23 protein-coding genes are annotated in these 21,657 nt (G+C 60.6%); 14 read left to right on the top strand and 9 right to left on the bottom strand.

What is annotated here, in order from left to right:
* Window positions 1-9 precede the first annotated feature (9 nt).
* Window positions 10-312: an alkylphosphonate utilization protein gene (locus AC5I5B_RS06775; RefSeq protein WP_003502460.1), complete on the top strand. Its 303-nt coding sequence runs from the start codon at window positions 10-12 to the stop codon at window positions 310-312.
* Window positions 313-326: 14 nt separating this feature from the next.
* A complete protein-coding gene (gene ruvX, locus AC5I5B_RS06770; protein ID WP_003502458.1) occupies window positions 327-806 on the top strand; it encodes a Holliday junction resolvase RuvX in 480 nt (159 codons plus the stop codon).
* On the opposite strand, the gene AC5I5B_RS06765 is transcribed toward ruvX, so the two are convergent.
* From AC5I5B_RS06765 to AC5I5B_RS06740, 6 genes are all read right to left on the bottom strand, one after another.
* On the bottom strand, window positions 758-1,075 hold the full coding sequence (locus AC5I5B_RS06765; protein WP_111834319.1) for a DUF6105 family protein: 318 nt from the start codon (window positions 1,073-1,075) through the stop codon (window positions 758-760). The genes ruvX and AC5I5B_RS06765 overlap by 49 nt on opposite strands.
* A complete protein-coding gene (locus AC5I5B_RS06760; RefSeq protein ID WP_020812168.1) occupies window positions 1,072-1,233 on the bottom strand; it encodes a hypothetical protein in 162 nt (53 codons plus the stop codon). The genes AC5I5B_RS06765 and AC5I5B_RS06760 overlap by 4 nt, the downstream gene beginning before the upstream one ends.
* A gap of 249 nt (window positions 1,234-1,482) precedes the next feature.
* The gene (locus AC5I5B_RS06755; RefSeq protein ID WP_003502452.1) at window positions 1,483-2,127 is read right to left on the bottom strand and encodes a TetR/AcrR family transcriptional regulator; all 645 of its coding nucleotides are present in this window, start codon (window positions 2,125-2,127) and stop codon (window positions 1,483-1,485) included.
* A 154-nt stretch (window positions 2,128-2,281) separates the two neighbouring features.
* A complete protein-coding gene (locus tag AC5I5B_RS06750) occupies window positions 2,282-2,893 on the bottom strand; it encodes a GNAT family N-acetyltransferase (RefSeq protein ID WP_003502450.1) in 612 nt (203 codons plus the stop codon).
* Between the two features lie 137 nt (window positions 2,894-3,030).
* Complete coding sequence (locus tag AC5I5B_RS06745) at window positions 3,031-4,683, bottom strand: acyl-CoA dehydrogenase family protein (RefSeq protein WP_003502448.1); 1,653 nt, start codon at window positions 4,681-4,683, stop codon at window positions 3,031-3,033.
* A 137-nt stretch (window positions 4,684-4,820) separates the two neighbouring features.
* The gene (locus tag AC5I5B_RS06740) at window positions 4,821-5,399 is read right to left on the bottom strand and encodes a LysE family translocator (RefSeq protein ID WP_035212507.1); all 579 of its coding nucleotides are present in this window, start codon (window positions 5,397-5,399) and stop codon (window positions 4,821-4,823) included.
* A gap of 290 nt (window positions 5,400-5,689) precedes the next feature.
* On the opposite strand from AC5I5B_RS06740, the gene AC5I5B_RS06735 reads away from it, so the two are divergent.
* The 5 genes from AC5I5B_RS06735 to dprA all read left to right on the top strand — a co-directional run bounded on the left by AC5I5B_RS06735 (window position 5,690) and on the right by dprA (window position 10,419).
* The gene (locus tag AC5I5B_RS06735; protein ID WP_111834317.1) at window positions 5,690-6,121 is read left to right on the top strand and encodes a DUF6841 family protein; all 432 of its coding nucleotides are present in this window, start codon (window positions 5,690-5,692) and stop codon (window positions 6,119-6,121) included.
* 238 nt (window positions 6,122-6,359) lie between these two features.
* A complete protein-coding gene (locus AC5I5B_RS06730; protein WP_003502441.1) occupies window positions 6,360-7,301 on the top strand; it encodes an aspartate carbamoyltransferase catalytic subunit in 942 nt (313 codons plus the stop codon).
* Window positions 7,298-8,590 (top strand): dihydroorotase, encoded by a 1,293-nt coding sequence (locus AC5I5B_RS06725; RefSeq protein WP_111834316.1) that lies wholly within the window; start codon window positions 7,298-7,300, stop codon window positions 8,588-8,590. The genes AC5I5B_RS06730 and AC5I5B_RS06725 overlap by 4 nt, the downstream gene beginning before the upstream one ends.
* 48 nt (window positions 8,591-8,638) lie before the next feature.
* Window positions 8,639-9,256, top strand: a complete 618-nt coding sequence (plsY, locus tag AC5I5B_RS06720) for a glycerol-3-phosphate 1-O-acyltransferase PlsY (protein WP_162686132.1) — start codon at window positions 8,639-8,641, stop codon at window positions 9,254-9,256.
* A 20-nt stretch (window positions 9,257-9,276) separates the two neighbouring features.
* Window positions 9,277-10,419: a DNA-processing protein DprA gene (gene dprA, locus AC5I5B_RS06715; protein WP_111834315.1), complete on the top strand. Its 1,143-nt coding sequence runs from the start codon at window positions 9,277-9,279 to the stop codon at window positions 10,417-10,419.
* Here dprA and AC5I5B_RS06710 read toward each other — a convergent pair.
* Complete coding sequence (locus tag AC5I5B_RS06710; RefSeq protein ID WP_020012349.1) at window positions 10,372-10,605, bottom strand: hypothetical protein; 234 nt, start codon at window positions 10,603-10,605, stop codon at window positions 10,372-10,374. The genes dprA and AC5I5B_RS06710 overlap by 48 nt on opposite strands.
* 258 nt (window positions 10,606-10,863) lie before the next feature.
* Between AC5I5B_RS06710 and topA the strand changes: the two genes are divergently transcribed.
* The 6 genes from topA to rpmG all read left to right on the top strand — a co-directional run bounded on the left by topA (window position 10,864) and on the right by rpmG (window position 18,502).
* On the top strand, window positions 10,864-13,533 hold the full coding sequence (gene topA, locus AC5I5B_RS06705; protein WP_111834314.1) for a type I DNA topoisomerase: 2,670 nt from the start codon (window positions 10,864-10,866) through the stop codon (window positions 13,531-13,533).
* Window positions 13,530-15,884 carry a ribonuclease R gene (rnr, locus tag AC5I5B_RS06700; RefSeq protein WP_111780855.1) on the top strand — a complete coding sequence of 785 codons (2,355 nt, stop codon included), beginning with the start codon at window positions 13,530-13,532 and terminating at the stop codon, window positions 15,882-15,884. Before topA ends, rnr begins: the two co-directional genes overlap by 4 nt.
* 45 nt (window positions 15,885-15,929) lie before the next feature.
* Window positions 15,930-16,373, top strand: a complete 444-nt coding sequence (locus AC5I5B_RS06695) for a DUF983 domain-containing protein (protein ID WP_003502429.1) — start codon at window positions 15,930-15,932, stop codon at window positions 16,371-16,373.
* 61 nt (window positions 16,374-16,434) lie between these two features.
* Entirely contained in the window at window positions 16,435-17,061 is a 627-nt protein-coding gene (locus AC5I5B_RS06690) for an NUDIX hydrolase (protein WP_003502427.1), read from the top strand.
* Between the two features lie 17 nt (window positions 17,062-17,078).
* Entirely contained in the window at window positions 17,079-18,245 is a 1,167-nt protein-coding gene (locus AC5I5B_RS06685; RefSeq protein WP_162695539.1) for an MFS transporter, read from the top strand.
* 89 nt (window positions 18,246-18,334) lie between these two features.
* The gene (rpmG, locus tag AC5I5B_RS06680; RefSeq protein WP_003496403.1) at window positions 18,335-18,502 is read left to right on the top strand and encodes a 50S ribosomal protein L33; all 168 of its coding nucleotides are present in this window, start codon (window positions 18,335-18,337) and stop codon (window positions 18,500-18,502) included.
* A gap of 890 nt (window positions 18,503-19,392) precedes the next feature.
* Here the strand turns inward: rpmG and AC5I5B_RS06675 are convergent.
* Window positions 19,393-20,763 (bottom strand): PleD family two-component system response regulator, encoded by a 1,371-nt coding sequence (locus tag AC5I5B_RS06675; protein WP_020810760.1) that lies wholly within the window; start codon window positions 20,761-20,763, stop codon window positions 19,393-19,395.
* Window positions 20,764-20,781: 18 nt separating this feature from the next.
* Entirely contained in the window at window positions 20,782-21,153 is a 372-nt protein-coding gene (locus AC5I5B_RS06670) for a response regulator (RefSeq protein WP_003496409.1), read from the bottom strand.
* 131 nt (window positions 21,154-21,284) lie between these two features.
* On the opposite strand from AC5I5B_RS06670, the gene AC5I5B_RS06665 reads away from it, so the two are divergent.
* The gene (locus tag AC5I5B_RS06665) at window positions 21,285-21,593 is read left to right on the top strand and encodes a DUF3572 domain-containing protein (protein WP_111784503.1); all 309 of its coding nucleotides are present in this window, start codon (window positions 21,285-21,287) and stop codon (window positions 21,591-21,593) included.
* Window positions 21,594-21,657 lie beyond the last annotated feature (64 nt).

The following is a 21,657-nucleotide window of genomic DNA, read 5'->3' as shown; positions in this document are numbered from 1 at the left end:
GAGGCGACCATGGCCGCAAATGATGACGAGTACGTGTATGACGAGGCGACCGGTGAATGGCGACCGGCCTCCGAACTGGCTGCAGAAGCGGCGCGTGCGAATGAAGTACGCGATGCGGCGGGCAATGTGCTTGAAGATGGCGATTCCGTCACCCTGATCAAGGATTTGAAGGTCAAGGGCACCAACACGGTCATCAAGCAGGGCACCGTCATCAAGTCGATCCGCCTGACAGACAATCCGGAAGAGATCGATTGCAGGCATGATGCGGTCAAGGGTCTGGTGCTGCGCACTGAATTCGTCCGCAAACGGTAAGGACAGCGCGCGACATGGCGATACTCACCATCGAGGAACTGGCGCAGACGCTTCAGCCCGCGCAGGCAATTGCCGGCCTCGACCTCGGCACAAAGACCATCGGGCTTGCCATGTCGGACCTGTCGCGGCGCTTTGCAACGCCGCGTCCGGTCATCAAACGGGTGAAATTCACGCAGGATGCGGAAGTGCTGCTGGCCTTCGCCGAAAAGGAAAAAGTTTCCGCTTTCATCATAGGCCTGCCCATGAACATGGATGGTTCGGCCGGTCCCCGCGTACAGGCGACGCGTGCCTTCGTACGCACCATGGGCGAAAAAACCGCCCTGCCCTTCATCTTCTGGGATGAGCGGCTTTCAACAGTCGCGGCCGAGCGCGCATTGCTGGAAATGGACGTCTCACGCGCCAAGCGGGCCGAACGTATCGATTCGGCCGCCGCGAGCTTCATTCTTCAGGGCGCGCTGGACAGGCTTTCCGCACTCACCCGCGCGGCCGACTGACGGCCCTGCCACCAGGCGGCAATCTGCTTTCTCTTGCGGAATGCGAGAATCGCAAAAACGATCAGACTGTCTAGCGCGATGGCGCGCGCCACCAGCGGCGGCAGGCTTTCCGGCGACAGGCCGAGAATATTGCCGTATATCTCGAACACCAGATCATGGGTCTGCCGCGTCAGCATGTAGAAGCCGAAGCTCATGTCGTAATAGGAAAGCCAGTACCAGCTGCCCAGCAATGCGACGGGACCGGCCCAGAGTATCAGAAACCACTTCATGCCACCTGCCCCCGCGCCAACACCGCATCGGGAAAGCCAGCAAGCACCGCCCAGCGCGCCACGGCCATCAGGCAGAGGTTCAGCGCCGGCACGTCGATATCCAACGGCAGCATCACAAAAAACGTCATCATGACGCCTAAAGCTGTCCAGCGGCTCACTTGCGGCTCCCTTATGCGCAGTCATTGCGCATGGTTAACATTTCGTTAATCCACACTGGACCGGCAGCCCGGGCGAGGCAAATGAAAGCTGTCATTATGGTTAATGACGGGCGGCCGGCATGTGGAAAAGCATGTGATCCCGTGAACGACCGGATGCGCCGGGCGGTTGCCGACCGGGTGAAAACATGGCTGATTTTTCTTTAACGCGCTGGTCCTGAACGTGACCGCCCTACACCTGCTGAAGCCGGTTCAGCCGTAAACGCCACGCACCAGTCTTTTGACGGCAGTGGAGATCTTGTCCCAGTCCCGGTCCGATTTGAGCGGCACGCCGGCAAACTGGCCGCTGGTGGCAGCGGAGATGACGAGGTGCTGGATGGCGGCGAACAGCACGGCATTGACCGCCGCTGTATCCACGCCCTTCGGCGCCGCCAGCGAACCGCGCATGCGCTCCAGCCACTTGCCCAGCGACTTGGCGCGGGCTTCGGCCAGCTGACGCACCTGCGGTGAACCGTCAGAGACTTCCCAGGCGATGATCTTGCAGACGAGAGGATCGCTGCGCAGCGCATCCATGAAATAAAGCGCCAGCTTTTCCATGAGATCGCCATAGGTCAAAAGAAACATGCCGCCGGTGTCCTCGGGAATGCGATCCTTCACCCAGGAGCCGAGATCCTCGCCGATCGCCTCGATCAAGCCATCGAGGCCGCCGAAATAACGGTAGATCAGCTGCTTGTCGCAGCCGGCGCGGCGGGCGACGGCGTTGATGCCGAAACCCTGAAATCCCTCTTCGGCGAGCAGCGATCGCGCCGCGTTAAAAATCGCCTTCTCGGTCTGAGCGCGATCCTTGATGCGCTTTTCCGGTCTGTCGGCTGAAATCGCCTCTGCGGTCGCCAGCATGATTCCCTACCCGTTTTCTGAAAGGCCTTCTCAACGGGTTAACAAAGCATGAAGGGAAGAACAATGTGGCGGGGCGGATGGACGGAAGGTTCCTGTGGATGAAGGGTAGCCGACGTGAACAATCCCGAACCCATGCTCCGCGGAATCAGCCGGTTTATTCCAGCGCCATGCCGAACCACACGCTGCCGGGCGTTTCGTGGCTTTCGAGGCGTTTGAAGCCGCGGGTTTCCCAGAAGCGCATGCCCGCATGGTTGCGTTCGCTGGCGCCGAGGTGGATGCCGTAGACGTTGTTCTGTCTTGCCATATCGAGCCAGCGCGACAGAAGCCGGGTGCCGCCGCCCTTGCCCTGCGTGCGCGGCAGCAGGTTCATGTGAATATGGGCCGGAAACGGATCGGTGAGCCAGGTGGGCGTGCGGCGCGGATGGTGGATGAACTGGGCCCGGCGCTGATCGGCGTCCCATGTCTGCTGGTCGCCGCCGGGATCGGGGTAAAGAGTACGCAGATGCGGCCACCATTCCCGCTCCAGCCGCTCTTCGTGCACCGCCGTATCGAGCGCGCCGACAATATAACCGCACACACCCTCCTCATCCTCAGCCACAAAAACGGCATCGGGCCAGAGATGCAGATAGGGCACGGAATAGATGTGCCCGACCATGCGGCCATCATTGTAAAGCGGGGTAGCATCCTGCCCGGCATCGCCGGTGGCAAGGCTTATGGCGTAGAGCGCGTCTTCATCCTCAGCGCGGGCGGAACGGAAGGTCAGCATTGGCAGCCGCCTTCCCTTGCCGCGCATCGATGCGCGAAGCTGTCGTGACAGATAAGAACACGCCTTACGCCATTGCTGTTTGTCAAATCCGAGACCCCTCCCGCCAGGACTGCAAAACCTTCATCCGCATGCATCGGTCAAGATGCAGGCGGATAAAGAAGATCGATTATATAATTCGGATCGAAGCGGGAATCGAGCATGCCGTAAGTATGCCGCCAGCCGCCCGCCAGACGGGTTTCGAGGAAGGCATCGGCGATCTTGCCGGCGCCAAGGCGGCAAAGCTCGGCGGCAGCGGCCGCGAGTGCAAACTGCTCCACCAATAGACGGGCCGCCCCCTCGTCACGTTCGGCAAGGGCGATCGCGGCGCGCAGCACGTCGGTGGTCTTCTTGCCGGCAGGTCCGAGATCACGCTCCAGCGTCTGGAAGACGAGATCGAACAGGTCCTTGCCGCGCTGGAGAACCCGCAGCACATCCAGCGCCATGACGTTGCCGGAGCCTTCCCAGATGGCGTTGACGGGCGCTTCGCGATAGTGGCGGGCAATCGGCCGCTCTTCAACGTAACCATTGCCGCCAAGGCACTCCATGGCCTCGTAGATGAGGGCCGGCGCGATCTTGCAGCACCAGTATTTCACGATGGGCGTCATCACCCGCGCATAGGCGGCTTCGGCCGGATTGTTGCGGGCGGCATCAAACGCCGTCGCCAGCCGGAAGGAGAGCGCAGTGGAGGCCGCCACATCCAGCGCCATGTCGGCGAGAACGCGCGTCATGATCGGCTGGGTAACCAGCATCTTGCCAAAAACCGAACGACCGCGGGCGTAATGCACCGCTTCGGCAAGCGAGGCGCGCATCATGCCTGATGATGCCAGCGCGCAGTCCAGCCGCGTCAGCGTCACCATGTCGAGGATCGTGCGGATGCCGCTGCCGGGATCGCCCAGCAGATAACCGAACGCATCGGTGAATTCGACTTCGGCTGATGCATTGGAGCGGTTGCCGAGCTTGTCCTTCAGGCGCTGGAAGTGCAGGCCGTTCTTCGAACCATCCTCCAGATAACGCGGCACAAGGAAGCAGCCCATGCCGTCGCCCATCTGGGCGAGCATGACGAAACCATCGCTCATCGGCGCAGAGAGGAACCATTTATGGCCGGACAGACGATAGATGCCCTCACCCACCCGCTCCGCCGTGGTGCGATTGGCGCGCACATCCGTGCCGCCCTGCTTTTCCGTCATGCCCATGCCGATGGTGACGGCGGTTTTCTGCAGGCCCGGTTTCTGCGAGGAATCATATTTGCGCGACAGGATCTTCGGCGCCCATTCCTTCTGCACGCGCGGCGAGGCCATGATGGCGGCAACGGAGGCGCTGGTCATGGTGAGCGGGCAGAGATGGCCAGCCTCGAGCTGCGAGGTCAGGTAGAATTTCGTGGCGCGCGCCTTGTGTTCATTGCCGCGCGTATCGGGAGAGTTCTCCCAGACGCTGGAATGCAGGCCCGATGACATGGAACGACGCATCAGCGCGTGCCAGGCGGGATGGAACTCCACCTGATCCAGACGTTCGCCGCGCGGGCCGTGGGTGTGCAGCTGCGGCACGCCCTGATTGGCCATGCGCGCCAGCTCCTGCGCCTCATGCGAAGTGACGTAGCGGCCGAGCTGGTCGAACTCGTCCCTCAGATTGCGCGACAGGCCGGACGTGAGATCGACGATCAGCGGATCGGAACGATAGGCGTTGATACCGGACCAGAGGCTTGGCTGGTTCAGTTCGGCGAGCGTTTCTTCTGTCCGGGAATTCTGGGTCATCCGCTGCTTCTAGCTGTTTTGTACTGGCGTTGCATAGTGGGGTGATATTGCATAATTCCACCCGCAGGAAGCGATTGAGACGATTAAACCGCCGCTTTCAGCATTTTTCGGGAGTGCCCCTGATTTAGGTATCCGGCCTAGAGAATGCCAAACACGTTTCCGGCAAGACCGAGCGACAGCACCAGAAGGAAGCCCGAGGCGGTGCCGCGCACGAGCCGCGGCGAAGACTGGCCCGCATGGCGGATGAGAAGCGCCCCTGCAAACAGCCACACAAGCGCCGCGAAAGCCACGAGAGCAGAAAACAGCAGGATATATGGCCATATCTGGGTCAGCGGCGCCTGTGGCAACAAGACAAGGCCGACGATCAGCCCCTTCGGGTTGAGACAGGTGGTGACGAAAACCCGACGAGGAGTGATCGCCTCGCCGATTGGCGCCGAAGACGGCAGGGTCCACAGCCGAACGGCCAGAAATGCGACCCAAATGGCGGCACAGAGCTTGATGGCCTGCGCAAGGCCCGTATGCATCTTCAGAAAATCGGAAAACAGCACAGCAAGCGCAAGGATGACCAGCAGATAGCCGGCGATTTCACCGATCATCAAAGGCAGCGACGCTCGGACACCACGGCCGGCACCGGAAAGCGCCAGAAGCGTGTTCGTCGGGCCAGGCGTCAAAAGCAGGGCCAGTACGGCCAGGGCGAAAACAGAATAGGAATGCATTGCGATAATTCCAGTCAACTGCGTCAAAGGCCGGATCTGGCCGGAGAATTCCACCCGAAACTGCCCAATGCCGCAGGGCGGCGCCTTGATATAAAGCAAGCGGCGAAACTTCCCAACCCGGACCAAATGTCGGGTTCCGCACGGTCAATCCGCTCCGCTTGCGGCAGGCATCCGATCCCGTTCGAAGCACCATCGTCAGGGATTCTGCATAGGCCGCCGCCTGATATGGAACTTGCGACGGGCTTTTTCGGTTGGCGACTTGCTGAACGGCTACACAGGGAGAGGAAACCATGGAGGCCAGCGTGAGAAAGCTCTTCGAGCGGTATGAGCGATTTTTCAACAAGTCTCTCAAAGGCGACATGGATATGGAGGAGGTCGCCTCCCTCTATGCCTCCGACTTCATCGCCGCATCCCCAGCCGGGGTGATGACCGGAAAGAACGATGATCACTTAAAGCAGGTCATGAAGAAGGGTTATGACCGCTATCGAGCGATCGGAACGAAGGAGATTCGGATCCGCAATATCCGTATCTCGCCGATCGATGAACATCATTGCGTCGCCCACGTTGCCTGGACAGCGAACTTTACCCGCAAGCAACAATCGGATGTCGCAATCAACTTCGACGTTCACTATTTCGTCCAGAGGCTGGAAGGAGCGCCGAGAGTTTTCGGCTGGGCGTCAGGCGACGAGCAGGCCCTTTTGAAGGAGCATGGCGTCATCTGACGCATGCTCGGACCATCGTCAGGCCACTTGTCCGCTAGGGTTGGGGAAACATCGCCATGTTTTCATTTCAGGGGTTGCGGGCGCTTGCCCCGCGACCGTGCAATCTCTATAGAGCGCAGGACCGAATTCCGCGGCACTCCTGAGGCGTGTTCACAGCGAATGGGAGCGCACGGATCAGCATTCGGGCGTTCCGGGCATTTTCACGGGAAAATGCGGCGCCCGTCAGGAGGCAAACCGCATGGTCTTCTTCCCCCATCGCCATCTCCTCGGCATCAAGGGGCTTTCCCATCAGGATATCACCCTGCTTCTCGACAAGGCCGATGAGGCGGTGAAAATCAGCCGCCAGCGCGAGAAAAAGACCTCGACGCTCCGGGGCCTCACCCAGATCAATCTGTTCTTCGAAGCCTCGACGCGCACGCAATCCTCCTTCGAGCTTGCCGGAAAACGTCTCGGCGCAGACGTGATGAACATGTCAGTCGGCAATTCCTCGGTGAAGAAGGGCGAAACGCTGATCGACACGGCGATGACGCTGAACGCCATGCGCCCGGATGTGCTGGTCGTGCGCCACTCCTCCGCCGGCGCCGCCGCTCTTCTCGCACAGAAGGTCGCCTGCTCCGTGGTCAATGCCGGCGACGGCCAGCATGAGCACCCGACACAGGCCCTGCTCGATGCGCTGACCATCCGTCGCGCCAAGGGCGAGCTTTCGGGTATCACGGTGGCGATCTGCGGCGACGTGCTGCATTCGCGCGTGGCTCGCTCCAACATCATCCTGCTCAACCAGATGGGGGCGCGCGTGCGCGTCGTCGCCCCTGCCACGCTTCTACCATCAGGCATTCGCGACATGAGCGTGGAAGTCTTCCACGACATGAAGGAAGGGCTGAAGAATGCCGACGTGGTGATGATGCTGCGGCTGCAGCGTGAACGCATGTCCGGTTCCTTCGTGCCTTCGGTGCGCGAGTATTTCCATTACTACGGTCTCGATGCCGAGAAGCTGAAAGCGGCGAAAGAGGATGCGCTGGTCATGCATCCCGGCCCGATGAACCGCGGCGTGGAAATCGCCTCAGAAGTGGCCGACGGTCCGCAGAGCGTCATCGAAAGCCAGGTGGAAATGGGGGTTGCCGTTCGCATGGCCGTCATGGAAACCCTGCTTGTCTCGCAAAATCAGGGTGAGCGCGTATGAGTGCCGTTACCGTTCTCAACAATCTCCGCATCGTCGATCCTTCCCGTAATCTCGACGAGACCGGCAGCATCGTCATCGGTTCCGATGGCGCTATTCTCGCAGCCGGCAAGGATGCGCATAATCAGGGCGCACCTGAGGGTGCGACGGTGCGCGACTGCGAGGGGCTGCTGGCCGTTCCCGGCCTGGTGGACGCCCGCGTCTTCGTCGGAGAACCCGGTGCCGAACACCGCGAAACCATCGAATCCGCCTCGCGTGCGGCAGCGGCCGGCGGCGTCACCAGCATCATCATGATGCCCGACACCGATCCAGTCATCGACGATATCGCGCTGGTCGAATATGTGAAAAAGACGGCGCGCGACAAGGCGCTCGTCAACGTCCATCCCGCAGCAGCCCTGACCAAGGGTCTGAACGGCGAAGAAATGACCGAGATCGGCATGTTGAAGGAAGCCGGTGCAGTTGCCTTCACCAACGGCCGCAGGGCGCTTTCCGATACGCTGGTGCTGCGCCGCGCCATGACCTATGCGCGCGAACTGGGCGCTGTCATCGCGCTCGAGACACGCGACAAATATATCGGCGGCGGTGACATGAACGAGGGGCTTTTCGCAAGCTGGCTCGGTCTGTCAGGCATTCCGAAGGAAGCCGAGATCATTCCGCTGGAGCGCGACCTGCGCATTGCCGGACTGACGCAGGCGATCTACCACGCCGCCAAGATTTCCGTTCCGGAATCGGCAGAAGCGATCCGCGTTGCGCGGCAGCGGGGCGTAAAGGCTACCTGCGGCATCTCGATCAATCACCTCACCCTCAATGAGAACGATATCGGCGAGTACCGGACCTTCTTCAAACTCTCGCCACCGCTGCGCGCCGAAGACGACCGCAAAGCCATGGTGGAAGCGCTGAAGGACGGCACGATCGATATCATCGTCTCCTCGCACGACCCGCAGGATGTCGACACCAAACGCCTGCCGTTTTCGGATGCGGCGAGTGGCGCGATCGGGCTTGAAACCCTGCTGGCGGCGGCGCTGCGCCTGCATCACAGCGGCGAGGTTCCGCTGATACGGTTGATCGATGCGCTCTCCACCCGCCCGGCCAAGATTTTCGGACTGGATGCGGGAACGCTGAAGGCTGGCGCGAAGGCCGATATCACCCTGATCGACCTCGACGAACCGTGGCTTGTGGCCAAGGAACAGCTGGTCTCGAAATCCAAGAACACGCCGTTCGAGGATGCCCGTTTCAGCGGCCGCGCGGTCGCCACTTATGTGGCTGGCAAAGCCGTTCATTCCTTGGCATAAGATCACCAACAGAGATCACGCGGCCGGCGCGACAGAGGGGACGTTTGAATGAGTGCTTTGACTGACTGGCAGACGGCGCCTGCCCTTCTCGCGCTGGCAGCGCTGATTGGCTATCTGTTCGGTTCCATCCCCTTTGGCCTCATTCTCACCCGCATGGCGGGGCTGGGCGACGTGCGCAAGATTGGCTCCGGCAATATCGGCGCGACCAATGTGCTGCGCACCGGCAACAAGAAACTTGCGGCGGCTACCCTGCTGCTTGACGCGCTGAAGGGCACGGCGGCCGTGCTGGTCGCCAATGCGCTCTGGGGTTATGAGGCTTCGCTGGTCGCCGGTTTCTTCGCCTTTCTCGGCCACCTGTTTCCGGTTTGGCTCGGCTTCAAGGGCGGTAAGGGTGTGGCCACCTATATCGGCGTGCTCCTGGGCGTAGCCCCGCTGATGATGCTGGCCTTTGCCCTGATCTGGCTCGCGACCGCCTTCATCACCCGTTATTCCTCGCTGTCGGCGCTGCTTGCCATGCTGGTTATTCCTGTGGCCCTCTGGGTGCTCGGACCTGAAAAGACGGCGCTGCTGGTGACGCTGCTCAGCGTTATTTCCTGGTGGAAACACCGCGAGAATATTACGCGCCTGCTGGCAGGCACTGAAAGCAGGATCGGGCAAAAGGGCTGAGACCCATTTGAGGATATGCCATGCCGCATGAGGAAACGACACGGCAGGGCATAGAGCTTTCCGCGCGGCAGCGTGTCGCCTGGCTGAGGCTGATCCGCAGCGACAATATCGGTCCCGTTACCTTCCGCGAACTCATCAATCATTTCGGCAGCGCCGAAAAGGCGCTCGACGCCCTGCCCGAGCTTTCACGGCGGGGCGGCTCCTCCCGCAGCCCGCGCATCGCCACACAGGCGGAAGCGGAAGGCGAGATCGAAATCGCTGACAAATTCGGCGCGCGTTTCATCGGCATCGGCGAACCGGATTACCCGCCTGCCCTGCGACATCTGGATGGCGCACCACCGCTGATCGCCATGAAGGGATCGGCGGACGCGGCGACAAGGCCCTGCGTCGGCATCGTCGGCTCGCGCAACGCCTCCATCAACGGTGCTAAATTCGCCGCCATGCTGGCGCGCGATTGCGGGCGGGCCGGTTATGCGATCGCCTCCGGTCTGGCGCGCGGCATCGATGCGGCGGCGCACCGGGCAAGCCTTGCAACCGGCACGGTTGCCATGCTGGCTGGCGGTCTCGACCGTCCTTACCCGCAGGAAAATTTCGGGCTGTTGCAGGAGATATACGATCAGGGCGGCGCGACGATCAGTGAAATGCCCTTCGGCTGGGAACCGCGCGCACGGGATTTTCCCCGTCGCAACCGGCTGATATCAGGCGTCTCGCTCGGCGTCGTCATCGTGGAGGCGGCGGAGCGCTCAGGTTCGCTGATCACGGCGCGTCTCGCCGGCGAAGCGGGACGGCTGGTTTTTGCCGTGCCCGGCTCCCCACTTGATGCACGCTGCGAGGGCACCAACCGGCTGATCAAGGAGGGGGCGATGCTGACCACGGGTGCCAACGATATTCTCGAGGCGCTGCGACCGCTGATGGAGCCACAACTGCCCTATGACCGCAAGATCGAGGAACCGAGATCCGACACGGAGATGTCACCACCAGGGGACGACGAGCGCAGCATCATCGCCGCCGCTCTCGGTCCCTCGCCCGTGGAAACGGACGATATCATCCGTCACACGGGTTTCTCCGCTGCCACCGTTCATCTGGTGCTGCTGGAGCTTGATATTGCAGGACGTCTAAACCGGCATGCCGGGGGGCGCGTGTCGCTCTTCATCGCGGATTGACAGCTTGCGTCGTCCGCTCTGGATATCACCGACTTCGACATAAGCCATCTCGATCAGATAACACAGCATGTCGGCGCCCTCGCGGCTGGCGACCTGGCGCAGCTCCGCCAGCATCTGGCGAATGTAAGCCAAGTTCTCTCTGGTCCCTTCATTGTCGGCATTATTGTTTGTTGCGTTCGGGACCATATATTTATCCTAAGAATTACGCCTGAAACGAAGAGCATTAAGTAGATTCAAATGATGTTGCCCATCATAACCAATTTACCAAAGATTGCAATACAACAATAGATTATCCATAGGTTGCAATCACCTTGGAGTGATAAAATCGGCCTTGCCTCTTGACCCGCGCGCATTACCTGTCCATGTCGAAATATAAAGAAGGCCAATTGCGGCATCGCGCGGCGATCCGGCCATGTTAACGGACCAGTTCCAGAGAAAAACAATATGAATGTCGTCGTCGTAGAATCTCCTGCCAAAGCCAAGACGATCAATAAGTATCTTGGCCCGGGCTATAAGGTTCTTGCATCCTTTGGCCATGTGAGGGATCTTCCTGCCAAGGACGGATCGGTGCTGCCCGACCAGGATTTCGAAATGTCCTGGGAAGTCGACAGCGCTTCCGCCAAGCGCATGAAGGATATTGCCGATGCGGTAAAATCCTCCGACGGCCTCTTTCTCGCAACCGACCCGGATCGCGAAGGTGAAGCCATTTCCTGGCACGTTCTCGATCTTTTGAAGAAGAAGCGCGTTCTCGGCGACAAGCCGGTCAAGCGCGTGGTCTTCAACGCCATCACCAAAAAGGCGGTGCTGGATGCCATGGCGAACCCGCGCGACATCGACATTCCGCTGGTAGACGCCTATCTCGCCCGCCGTGCGCTGGATTATCTCGTCGGCTTCAACCTGTCGCCGGTGCTGTGGCGCAAGCTGCCCGGCGCGCGCTCGGCCGGCCGCGTGCAGTCCGTTGCGCTGCGTCTCGTCTGTGACCGCGAATCCGAGATCGAGCGTTTCGTTTCCGAAGAGTACTGGAATATCAGCGCGCTTTTGAAGACCCCGCGCGGTGACGAGTTCGAGGCCAAGCTGGTTTCCGCTGACGGCAAGCGATTGCAGAACCGCGCGATCAAGACCGGCGAAGACGCGAACCGGCTGAAGACGCTGCTGGACGGCGCGACTTATGTGGTCGACAGCGTCGAGGCGAAGCCCGTCAAGCGCAATCCCGGCCCGCCCTTCACCACATCGACGCTGCAGCAGGCGGCCTCCTCGCGCATGGGCTTTTCCGCCTCGCGCACCATGCAGGTGGCGCAGAAGCTTTACGAAGGCATCGATATCGGCGGCGAGACCGTCGGTCTGATCACCTATATGCGTACCGACGGCGTGCAGATGGCGCCGGAAGCGATCGATGCCGCCCGCCTTGCCATCGGCGAGCAGTTCGGCGACCGTTACGTCCCGGAAAAGGCGCGTTTCTATTCCACCAAGGCCAAGAACGCCCAGGAAGCGCACGAAGCGATCCGCCCGACCGATTTCAACCGCACGCCGGATCAGGTGAAGCGTTACCTCGATCCCGATCAGCTGCGCCTTTACGACCTGATCTGGAAGCGCGGCATTGCGAGCCAGATGGCCTCTGCCGAAATCGAACGCACCACGGTGGAAATCCTTGCCGACAAGAACGGCGAAAAGGCCGGTCTTCGTGCCGTCGGCTCGGTGATCCGTTTCGACGGTTTCATCGCCGCCTATACCGACCAGAAGGAAGATGGCGAGCAGAGCGACGACGGTGATGACGAAGGCCGTCTGCCGCCGATCAACGAACGCGAAAACCTCGCCAAGCAGAAGATCAATGCCAGCCAGCATTTCACCGAACCGCCGCCGCGTTATTCGGAAGCCTCGCTGATCAAGAAGATGGAAGAGCTCGGCATCGGCCGTCCTTCCACCTATGCGGCGACGCTGAAAACGCTGAGCGACCGCGAATATATCGTCGTCGACAAACGCAAGCTGATACCGCATTCGCGCGGCCGGCTGGTGACGGCTTTCCTCGAAAGCTTCTTCACCAAGTACGTCGAATACGATTTCACCGCAGCCCTTGAAGAAAAGCTCGACCGCATCTCCGCCGGCGAACTGGACTGGAAGCAGGTTCTGCGTGATTTCTGGAAGGATTTCTTCGCCCAGATCGAAGATACCAAGGAACTGCGCGTCACCAACGTTCTCGATGCGCTGAACGAGGTTCTGGCGCCGCTGGTCTTCCCCAAGCGCGAGGACGGGTCCGATCCGCGCATCTGTCAGGTTTGCGGCACCGGCAATCTTTCGCTGAAGCTCGGCAAATATGGTGCTTTTGTCGGTTGCTCCAACTATCCGGAATGCAACTATACACGCCAGCTGACCTCGGACGGTTCGGAAGCCGAAGCTGCCGCATCGAACGAGCCGAAGGCGCTGGGCGCCGATCCGATGACTGGAGAAGAGCTCACGCTCCGCTCTGGCCGTTTCGGGCCCTATATCCAGCGTGGCGACGGCAAGGAGGCCAAGCGCTCCTCGCTGCCCAAGGGCTGGAAGCCTGAAGATATCGACCACGAAAAGGCTCTGGCGCTCATCAACCTGCCGCGCGATATCGGCAAGCACCCCGAAACCGGCAAGATGATCTCGGCCGGTCTCGGCCGCTACGGACCATTCCTGCTGCATGACGGTTCCTACGCGAACCTCGAAAGCATCGAGGACGTGTTCGCGATCGGCCTCAACCGGGCAGTAACCGTCATTGCCGAGAAACAGAGCAAGGGACCGGGACGCGGCCGCAGCGGCACGCCGGCTGCTCTGAAGGAACTGGGCGACCACCCCGATGGCGGCGCGATCACTGTTCGTGACGGGCGTTACGGCGCTTATGTGAACTGGGGCAAGGTCAACGCGACCATTCCAAAGGGACAGGACCCGGCTTCGGTGACGCTGGACGAGGCGTTGGTGTTGATTGCCGAGCGTATTGCCAAGACCGGCACCGGCGGCAAGCCTGTAAAGGCCAAGAAGGCCGATGGTGACGCCGCGGCGAAGCCGAAGGCGACCAAGGCCAAGGCGGCAACAAAGAGCAAAACGGCCGCCAAGCCGAAGGCAGCGGCCAAACCCAAGAAGGCAGCAGAGTGAGCAAGGCGCCGCGTCAGAGACAGGGTTCCGCCAGCGACGGTTTCGGACGCACCGGGCGCGGCAAGCGTGTGAATGAAGGTGAAGGCATCATCCATGGCGAGGTGCCTTCCCGCGAAGTGCTGCTGAAATTCATCGCCGACCACCCGCAGCAGGCCTCCAAACGCGAAATCGCCAAGGCTTTCGGCCTGAAGGGTGAAAACCGCGTGGTCCTGAAGGCGCTGCTGAAGGAGCTTGAAACCGACGGCATGGTCCAGAAGAGCCGCAAGTCTCTGACACGCCCGGGCGGCCTGCCGCCTGTGACGGTTCTCGACATCACCACCCGTGACAAGGACGGCGAACTGATCGGCCGGCCGGCGGAATGGCCGGAGGATCAGGGCGCGGCACCCGCCGTACTCATCCGCCAGTCATCGCAGGACCGCGGCAAGAAGGCCCCGGCAGCGGGTCTTGGCGATCGTATTCTGGCGAAGATCTTCCCCTCCAAGGAAAGCGCCGGCCCGGCCTATACGGCCCGTGTCGTGAAGCTGATCGACCGCCGCCAGAACGCGCTGCTCGGCGTATTCAAGGAGACGGCAGGCGGCGGCGGACGGCTGATGCCGATCGACCGGCGTGGCGAGGAAATGGTCATCGACCCCGATGGCGTCGGCGATGCAAAGGATGGCGATCTGATCGAGGTGGAAACCTCGCGCAACAGCGGTCGTTATGGCCTGACGCGCGCCAAGGTTCTGTCGGTCATCGGCTCTGTCGCCTCCGAAAAGGCGATCTCGATGATCGCGATCCATTCCCACGGCATTCCGCATATCTTCCCCTCGAACGTTCTTGCCGAGGCGGATGCCGCCAAGGCAGCCAGCATGTCGCACCGCGAGGACTGGCGCGACCTGCCGCTCATAACCATCGATCCGGCCGACGCCAAGGATCATGACGATGCGGTCTATGCCGAGCCCGACACGTCTCCCGACAATCCTGACGGCGTCATCGTCACCGTCGCCATTGCCGATGTCTCCTGGTATGTGCGGCCCGGTTCGCCGCTGGACCGCGAGGCGCTGAAGCGTGGCAATTCCGTCTATTTCCCCGATCGCGTCGTGCCGATGTTGCCGGAGCGCATTTCCAACGATCTCTGCTCGCTGAAGGAAGGCGTTGACCGCCCTGCCCTTGCGGTGCGGATGACCTTTTCGAAGGAAGGCCGCAAGGCGGGCCACACCTTCCACCGCATCATGATGAAGAGCGCGGCGAAGCTTTCCTACCAACAGGCACAGGCAGCCATTGACGGCAGGCCGGACGACAAGACCGGTACGCTGCTGGAACCTATCCTGAAGCCGCTGTGGCATGCCTATGAGGTGATGAAGCGCGGCCGTGACCGCCGCCAGCCGCTGGAACTCGACATGCCGGAGCGCAAGATCCTGCTTCGGCCTGATGGTACGGTGGACAAGGTCGTCATTCCCGAACGCCTCGATGCGCATAAGCTGATCGAAGAAATGATGATCCAGGCGAACGTCGCCGCCGCCGAGACGCTGGAAAAGAAAAAGCAGCCGCTGGTCTATCGCATCCACGATGCGCCCACGCTTTCCAAGCAGGAGGTTTTGCGCGAATTCCTTGGTACCATCGGCATTACCATGGCCAAGGGAGCGGCCATGCGCGCCAATTCCTTCAATGGCATTCTGGCTCGCGCACTCGACACGCCGCACCAGATCATGGTCAACGAGATGGTGCTGCGCAGCCAGAGCCAGGCGATCTACAGCCCTGAGAATATCGGTCACTTCGGCCTCAACCTGATGAAATACGCGCATTTCACCTCGCCGATCCGCCGTTATGCCGACCTGATCGTGCATCGCGCGCTGGTGGGCTCTCTGGGGCTCGGCGAAGGCGGCATCACCCCGCAGGAAGAAGCGACGCTGGACGATATCGCCGCCGAAATCTCCACCTTCGAGCGGCGCGCCATGGCCGCCGAGCGCGACACCATCAACCGCCTCATCGCGCATCATCTGTCTGAACGGGTGGGCGAAGAATTCGAGGGCCGCGTCGGCGGTGTCACCAAGGCGGGACTTTTTGTCGCGCTGCCGCAGTTTGGTGCTGATGGTTTTGTTCCTATATCTACACTCGGAACCGATTATTTCCTCTATGATGAGGCCCATCAGGCCCTGACAGGGGAAAAGACCGGCCTCGGCTACCAGCTTGGCGATACGGTTCAGGTGCGGCTTGCGGAAGCGGTGCCTTTGGCAGGTGCGCTGCGTTTCGATATGCTGAGCCCGGGGCGCAAGATGCCGGTCGGCTCGCGGTCGTTCCACAAGGCAGGCCGGCGGACATCTCGTCTTGCCGCCAAGCCTGGAACACGTCCGCCGAGAAGGCGACGATAACAAGACCGCTGCAGGCGGTTGAACGAACGGGAGAAGGACTTAAGGATGAGTGCACATCAGGGCTCGGAAACGGTCACCTTCGGAGACGATAGCGCGGAACGGCCGCTTGGCCGCTCGATCATGCGGGGAATGGCCAATCGTTGCCCGGCCTGCGGCAGCGGCCGCCTGTTCCGGGCCTGGCTGAAGCCGGTGGACGCCTGCGCGGCCTGCGGCGAAGAAATGCATCATCACCGTTCGGACGACCTGCCGCCCTATATCTCCATCGTCATCATCGGCCATATCGCCGTTGGCGGCTTCATGATGACGGATATGGTCCTCAACATTCCCATGTGGGCGCATTTCGCCATCTGGGTGCCGATCACCATTCTGTCCGCACTTTTGACGCTGCAACCGATCAAGGGCGGCGTCATCGGCCTGCAATGGGCGCTGCGAATGCACGGTTTTGATCGAAAACAGCAAAAAGTGCAGATAGACGGCTCGTCTCACTGACGTGAGCAGGACCTTGCACGTGCCTGAGCTTTCCCGGGACCCCGAAACGGTGAGCGCTCCCATGCGGCCGCGAGACGCTGCCTCCATCATCCTCTTCGACCGTTCCGGCTCAGGACCCAGGGTCCTGATGGGCCAGCGCAGCAGCGCCCACGTCTTCATGCCGGGCGCCTATGTCTTTCCCGGCGGCAAACGCGATCCGCGCGACCATGCGTTGCCCTTTTCCGGTGATCTGCACCCTGCCGTCCTCAACAGCCTCACCGCTTCGGCGGCGCGCCGCCTGAGTGCCGCTGGCGCGCGGGCTCTGGCGCTGGCCGCCGCGCGCGAGCTTTTCGAGGAAACCGGCGTGAACCTCGGAATGGGTGCCGAAGGTCCTGATCTCTCCCGTTTCCGATATGTGGCTCGCGCCATCACCCCACCCGGTAATGTGCGGCGCTACGACACGCGATTCTTCTGCTGTTATGCCGATGAGTTGGGGCTCGATGTCAGGCTCACCCGTGATTCCGACGAGCTCTCCAACGTGCAATGGCTTGACATGACAGACCTTTCCGGTCTGAACATGCCCAAAATCACACGTACGGTTCTCGAAGATGTCACAAAACTCATGATAGGTGATCCCTCACTGCCCTTTGAAAGCCCCGCGCGGCTCTATATCACGCGCCACGGCCGGTTCATTCGAGACTTTGTATAAAGGCCGTCATGTCACAAATGAAATGCGAAGAAGCGGACGCCATTCACTGGCCCTCACTGATCGCCGCCATTTCCGCCATCAGTGCGGTGGGTGTCGCCATCGGTCTCGGCCTGCCGCTCCTGTCGATCATCCTTGAGAAGCGCGGCATCTCCTCGACCATGATCGGGGTGAATTCGGCCATGGCGGGTGTCGCGGCGATGATGGCCGCCTCGGTGACCAGCAAGATCGCCCATGATTTCGGCGTGGCGCGAACCATGCTTCTCGCGGTCCTGATTTCGGCGCTGAGCGCACTCGGCTTTTATTTCGCCGAAGCCTTCTGGATGTGGTTTCCGCTGCGAATCGTCTTCCATGGCGCGACCACGACGCTGTTCATTCTCTCCGAATACTGGATCAACATGACCGCGCCGCCGAAAAAACGCGGCATGGTTCTCGGCATTTACGCGACCGGCCTTGCGGTCGGTTTCGCGGTTGGTCCATTGCTGTTTTCCGTCGTCGGCAGCGAAGGCATCCTGCCCTTCTTCGTCGGCGCGGCGATCATCCTTCTGGCCGCTATCCCCATCTTCATGGCGCGCGGCGAGAGCCCGGAGCTGGACGAGCGGCCCAATCACCACTTCGTCCGCTACGTCTGGCTGGTGCCGATGGCGTCGGCCGCGGCTTTCGTGTTCGGTTCGGTGCAGGCAGGCGGCCTGTCGCTCTTTCCCATCTACGCCACCCGTGAGGGCTTCAACGAATCGCAGGCGGCGCTGCTGCTGACCGTCATGGGAATCGGCAACATGGTCTTCCAGATACCGATCGGCCTGCTTTCCGACCGGATGAAGGATCGGCGCACCATGCTCGCCCTCATGGCCTTTGCGGGCGTTTGCGGCACGCTGGCGCTGCCGGTTCTGGTGGAAAGCTGGCTTCTGGTGGCGGCGCTGCTGCTGTTCTGGGGTGGCCTCGTCTCCGGCATGTATACCGTCGGCCTCACCCATCTCGGCTCGCGCCTCAAGGGCGCAGATCTCGTGGCCGCCAATGCCGCCTTCATCTTCTGTTACGCCATGGGTACCATTGCAGGACCACAGGCCGTCGGCATTTCCATGGATGTTGCGGGCACCGATGGTTTCGCCTGGGCGCTTGCCGTATTTTTCGGGCTTTACGTGGTGCTTTATGGGTTCCGTTTTGTTTTCCGGGCAAAACAGGCTTGACTTTTCGGGCGCGATACGTAGTTTCGCGCCAGATTTAGCCGAGGTGAGAAGCGCCTGCGGCTTCTCTTTTGTTTAAAGGCAGGACGACCATGGCGAAAGCTACAACAATCAAGATCAAGCTGCTGTCGACAGCCGACACCGGTACCTTCTACGTCACCACCAAGAACAGCCGTACGTTCACGGACAAGATGACGAAGACGAAGTATGACCCGGTTGTACGCAAGCACGTTGAATTCAAGGAAACCAAGATCAAGTAATTTCTTGATCGGGTCTCCGGCAAAAAGCGCGCCCAATGGGCGCGTTTTTTGTTTGTACCCAGCAGAAGAAGTGGCCACAAGCCCTTTGCGCCCAGAGGCTTCCCAGCGGGAAAACAAGGGGCCTGCCTCCTGCCGCCGCGGAAATTGTGCAGTCATTGGCAACGTGTGGACGCAGGTTATCGATGAGTCCGACCACATGGTCTGACGCACCACTCACCACTGCAATCGTTCATGTGTTCAGAGGGTATGCTGGGGGTTACCGCCATCCGCCCCTGCCGCGTCACGACCTCGTCGCGTAAGGAAGACGACTGCGCAAGCCGCTACGCTGCAACGCGTGTACCAAGAGCAGGCAATTTTCGGAAATAAGGCGGTCGGCCAACGATGTGATTACGGCACGAGGAACCGATTCGGACATCGTCAGCCGACCGACCCCACGATTCAGGAGATGCGGCGGACCTGAGCATCATGGGGCATTCAAACTACGCAATACCAGCCCCTGACGAGCGAAATCGCGACGGCTAAGCCGCAATCATTCATCATCGCAAGACGGATAAACCGCCGGAAGAACTGTTATTCTCGATTGTGAGTGTGCGCAGAAGTAAAATAAAAATCAAGAAATTCTTAAGCCAGAGACATATCACCTGGGAAACATGGTTAAGTATACAAAGCTGGCACACTATAGTTGCCGGAGAGATTGAATTCAACGTGTTTTTCAACTTGAACTCTATTTATATCGTTAAGCTGCACCCTTTCATTGCAAAACGATAAAATACATCCAAGGTCAATGGCTTGCAGTCTGGCGGTGTCCATGCCCGATTTCCGAGCGAATATTTCGCCGGGACATGACGGAGAGATTGCGGAATATTTTTAGTTAATCCGCCGCCGCCGGTTCAAGCGGCGGCCGCCACGACGCGGTTGCGGCCGGCGTGTTTCGCCTCGTAAAGCGCCTTGTCCGCATGTTTCAGGATTTCGTCCGGCGCACCGAAGGCGCCGCTGCTGGTGGCTATGCCGAGAGAGGCGGTAATGCTCAATTCCCGATCGATGGAACGGACATAAAAGGGCTTGTCCTCCACGATCGCCCTCAGGCGCTCGGCGACACTTGCCGCAAGCTCTATCGGCGTATCGGGCATGACGACGACGAACTCCTCGCCGCCATAGCGGCAGGCAAGATCCGCACCGCGCACCGTGCTGCGGATGCGTGCCGCAAACTCCCGTAGCACCTCATCGCCGACATCATGGCCATAGGTATCATTGACCAGCTTGAAGCGGTCTATATCGGTCATGCAGATGGAGATCGGACGGCCGCGAACGGCGGCGCGGTCGAACAGTATCTTCAGGTGGTTGTCGAGGTAGCGGCGATTGTTGAGGCCAGTCAGCCCGTCGACAATGGCAAGTTCCATCGTGTGCTGGAGATTGAGCCGCAGATGCTCGTTATAACGCTTGCGCCTGATCTGCGTCAGCGAGCGGGCGACGAGTTCGTTCGGATCGATCGGGCGGAGAATATAATCGTTCACGCCGAGATCGAGCGCGCGCGCCACCATCTCATCCGCCCCCTGCTCCGCCACCAGAAGCAGCGGCAGGAAACGGGTGCGTTCCAGCGAGCGAAGCTGCGAGCACAGCCGCAGCGGATCGTAGTCCTCGAAATTGGAATTGACGATGACGAGTTCGAAGGGATTGCTCGCCGCCTTGAGCAGCGCCGCCTGCGGCTCCGTGACAGCATCGACCTCTGCAATCGGCTTGAGCGCCCGGACGATACGTTCCTGCGAGCTGGCGCGGCCGTCCGCCACCAATACGCGGCCGGGCGTCTGCATCAGGCCATCGCTGCGCAGCATCTCCTCGATGCCGATCTGCCGTGCGGTCTCGGCGCGCAGCCGCAGCTCATCGCTGACGGCCTTGAGGCGGACCAGGCTTTTGACGCGGGCGATCAGCTGCAGGTCGTTGACCGGTTTGGTCAGAAAATCGTCGGCGCCGGCTTTGAGGCCGCGCACGCGATCCGACGGCTGATCGAGTGCGGTGACCATCACGACCGGAATATGCGCCGTATTCGGATTGGCCTTCAGCCTTTCGCAGACCTCGAACCCGTCCATGCCCGGCATCATGATATCGAGCAGGATGATATCGACCTGCTCCTCGTCGCAGATGGCCAGCGCCTTGAAGCCATCCTCGGCGGTGACGACATCGAAATATTCCGCCACAAGACGCGCTTCGAGAAGCTTCACATTGGCCGGGATATCGTCAACAACCAGAACTCTCGCCGTCATAACCGTTCCCCAGTCGCCTCACGCATCGCCCAGATAAGTCTTGATGATTTCGATGAACTTCGGAACGGAAATCGGCTTCGACACATAGGCCTCGCATCCGCCCTGGCGAATACGTTCCTCGTCGCCCTTCATGGCGAAAGCCGTGACCGCGATGACCGGAATGACATGCAGCTCGTCATCCTCCTTCAGCCATTTCGTCACCTCCAGCCCCGAAACTTCCGGTAGCTGGATATCCATGAGGATGAGGTCCGGGCGGTGCTTGCGGGCGAGATCGAGCGCTTCCATGCCGTTGCGCGTCTGGATCGTCGTATAACCAGACGCCTCGATCAGGTCGCGAAAGAGCTTCATGTTCAGCTCGTTATCTTCGACTATCATGACCTGCTTGGGCATGGTGAGCAGTCCCCGTTTCGCTTTGAAACCTTCATCCAGACATATAGGGTGTCAGAGAACCGATTCCATCGTCCATTTGTTGCGCAAGGCTAGAGGGATTTGGTTTCAAAATAGGTAACTTCGGGGAAGAAATGCTGCGCGATACGAAAAACAAAGGCAATGCCGCTCAGGATCCGCAAGAAACGGCGGCCGCCATACTTGGCTGGCTGGCAAACGAGCCGGACATGCTGGCGCGTTTTCTGGCGCTGAGTGGATTGCAGGCCAACATGCTGCGCCAGGCCGTCAACGATCCCGGCTTTCTGGCAGGGCTCACCGATTTTCTTATGAGCCACGAACCCGATCTCATGGCATTTTGCGCCGCGACCGACACGTCACCCGAAACAGTGGCGGCCGCCTGGCATCACTTTTCCGGCCCGGGGCTCGATTCGGGCGTGTATTGACGGACGAGGCCCTTGAGCCGTCGTCACGGCCGGAGTATGGTCGGCGACGTTCTGGTTTTGTTTT

The organism is Agrobacterium sp. (assembly GCF_059499945.1).
The sequence above is the reverse complement of the archived record's forward strand: the minus strand, read 5'-3'. Positions and strand labels throughout refer to the sequence as shown.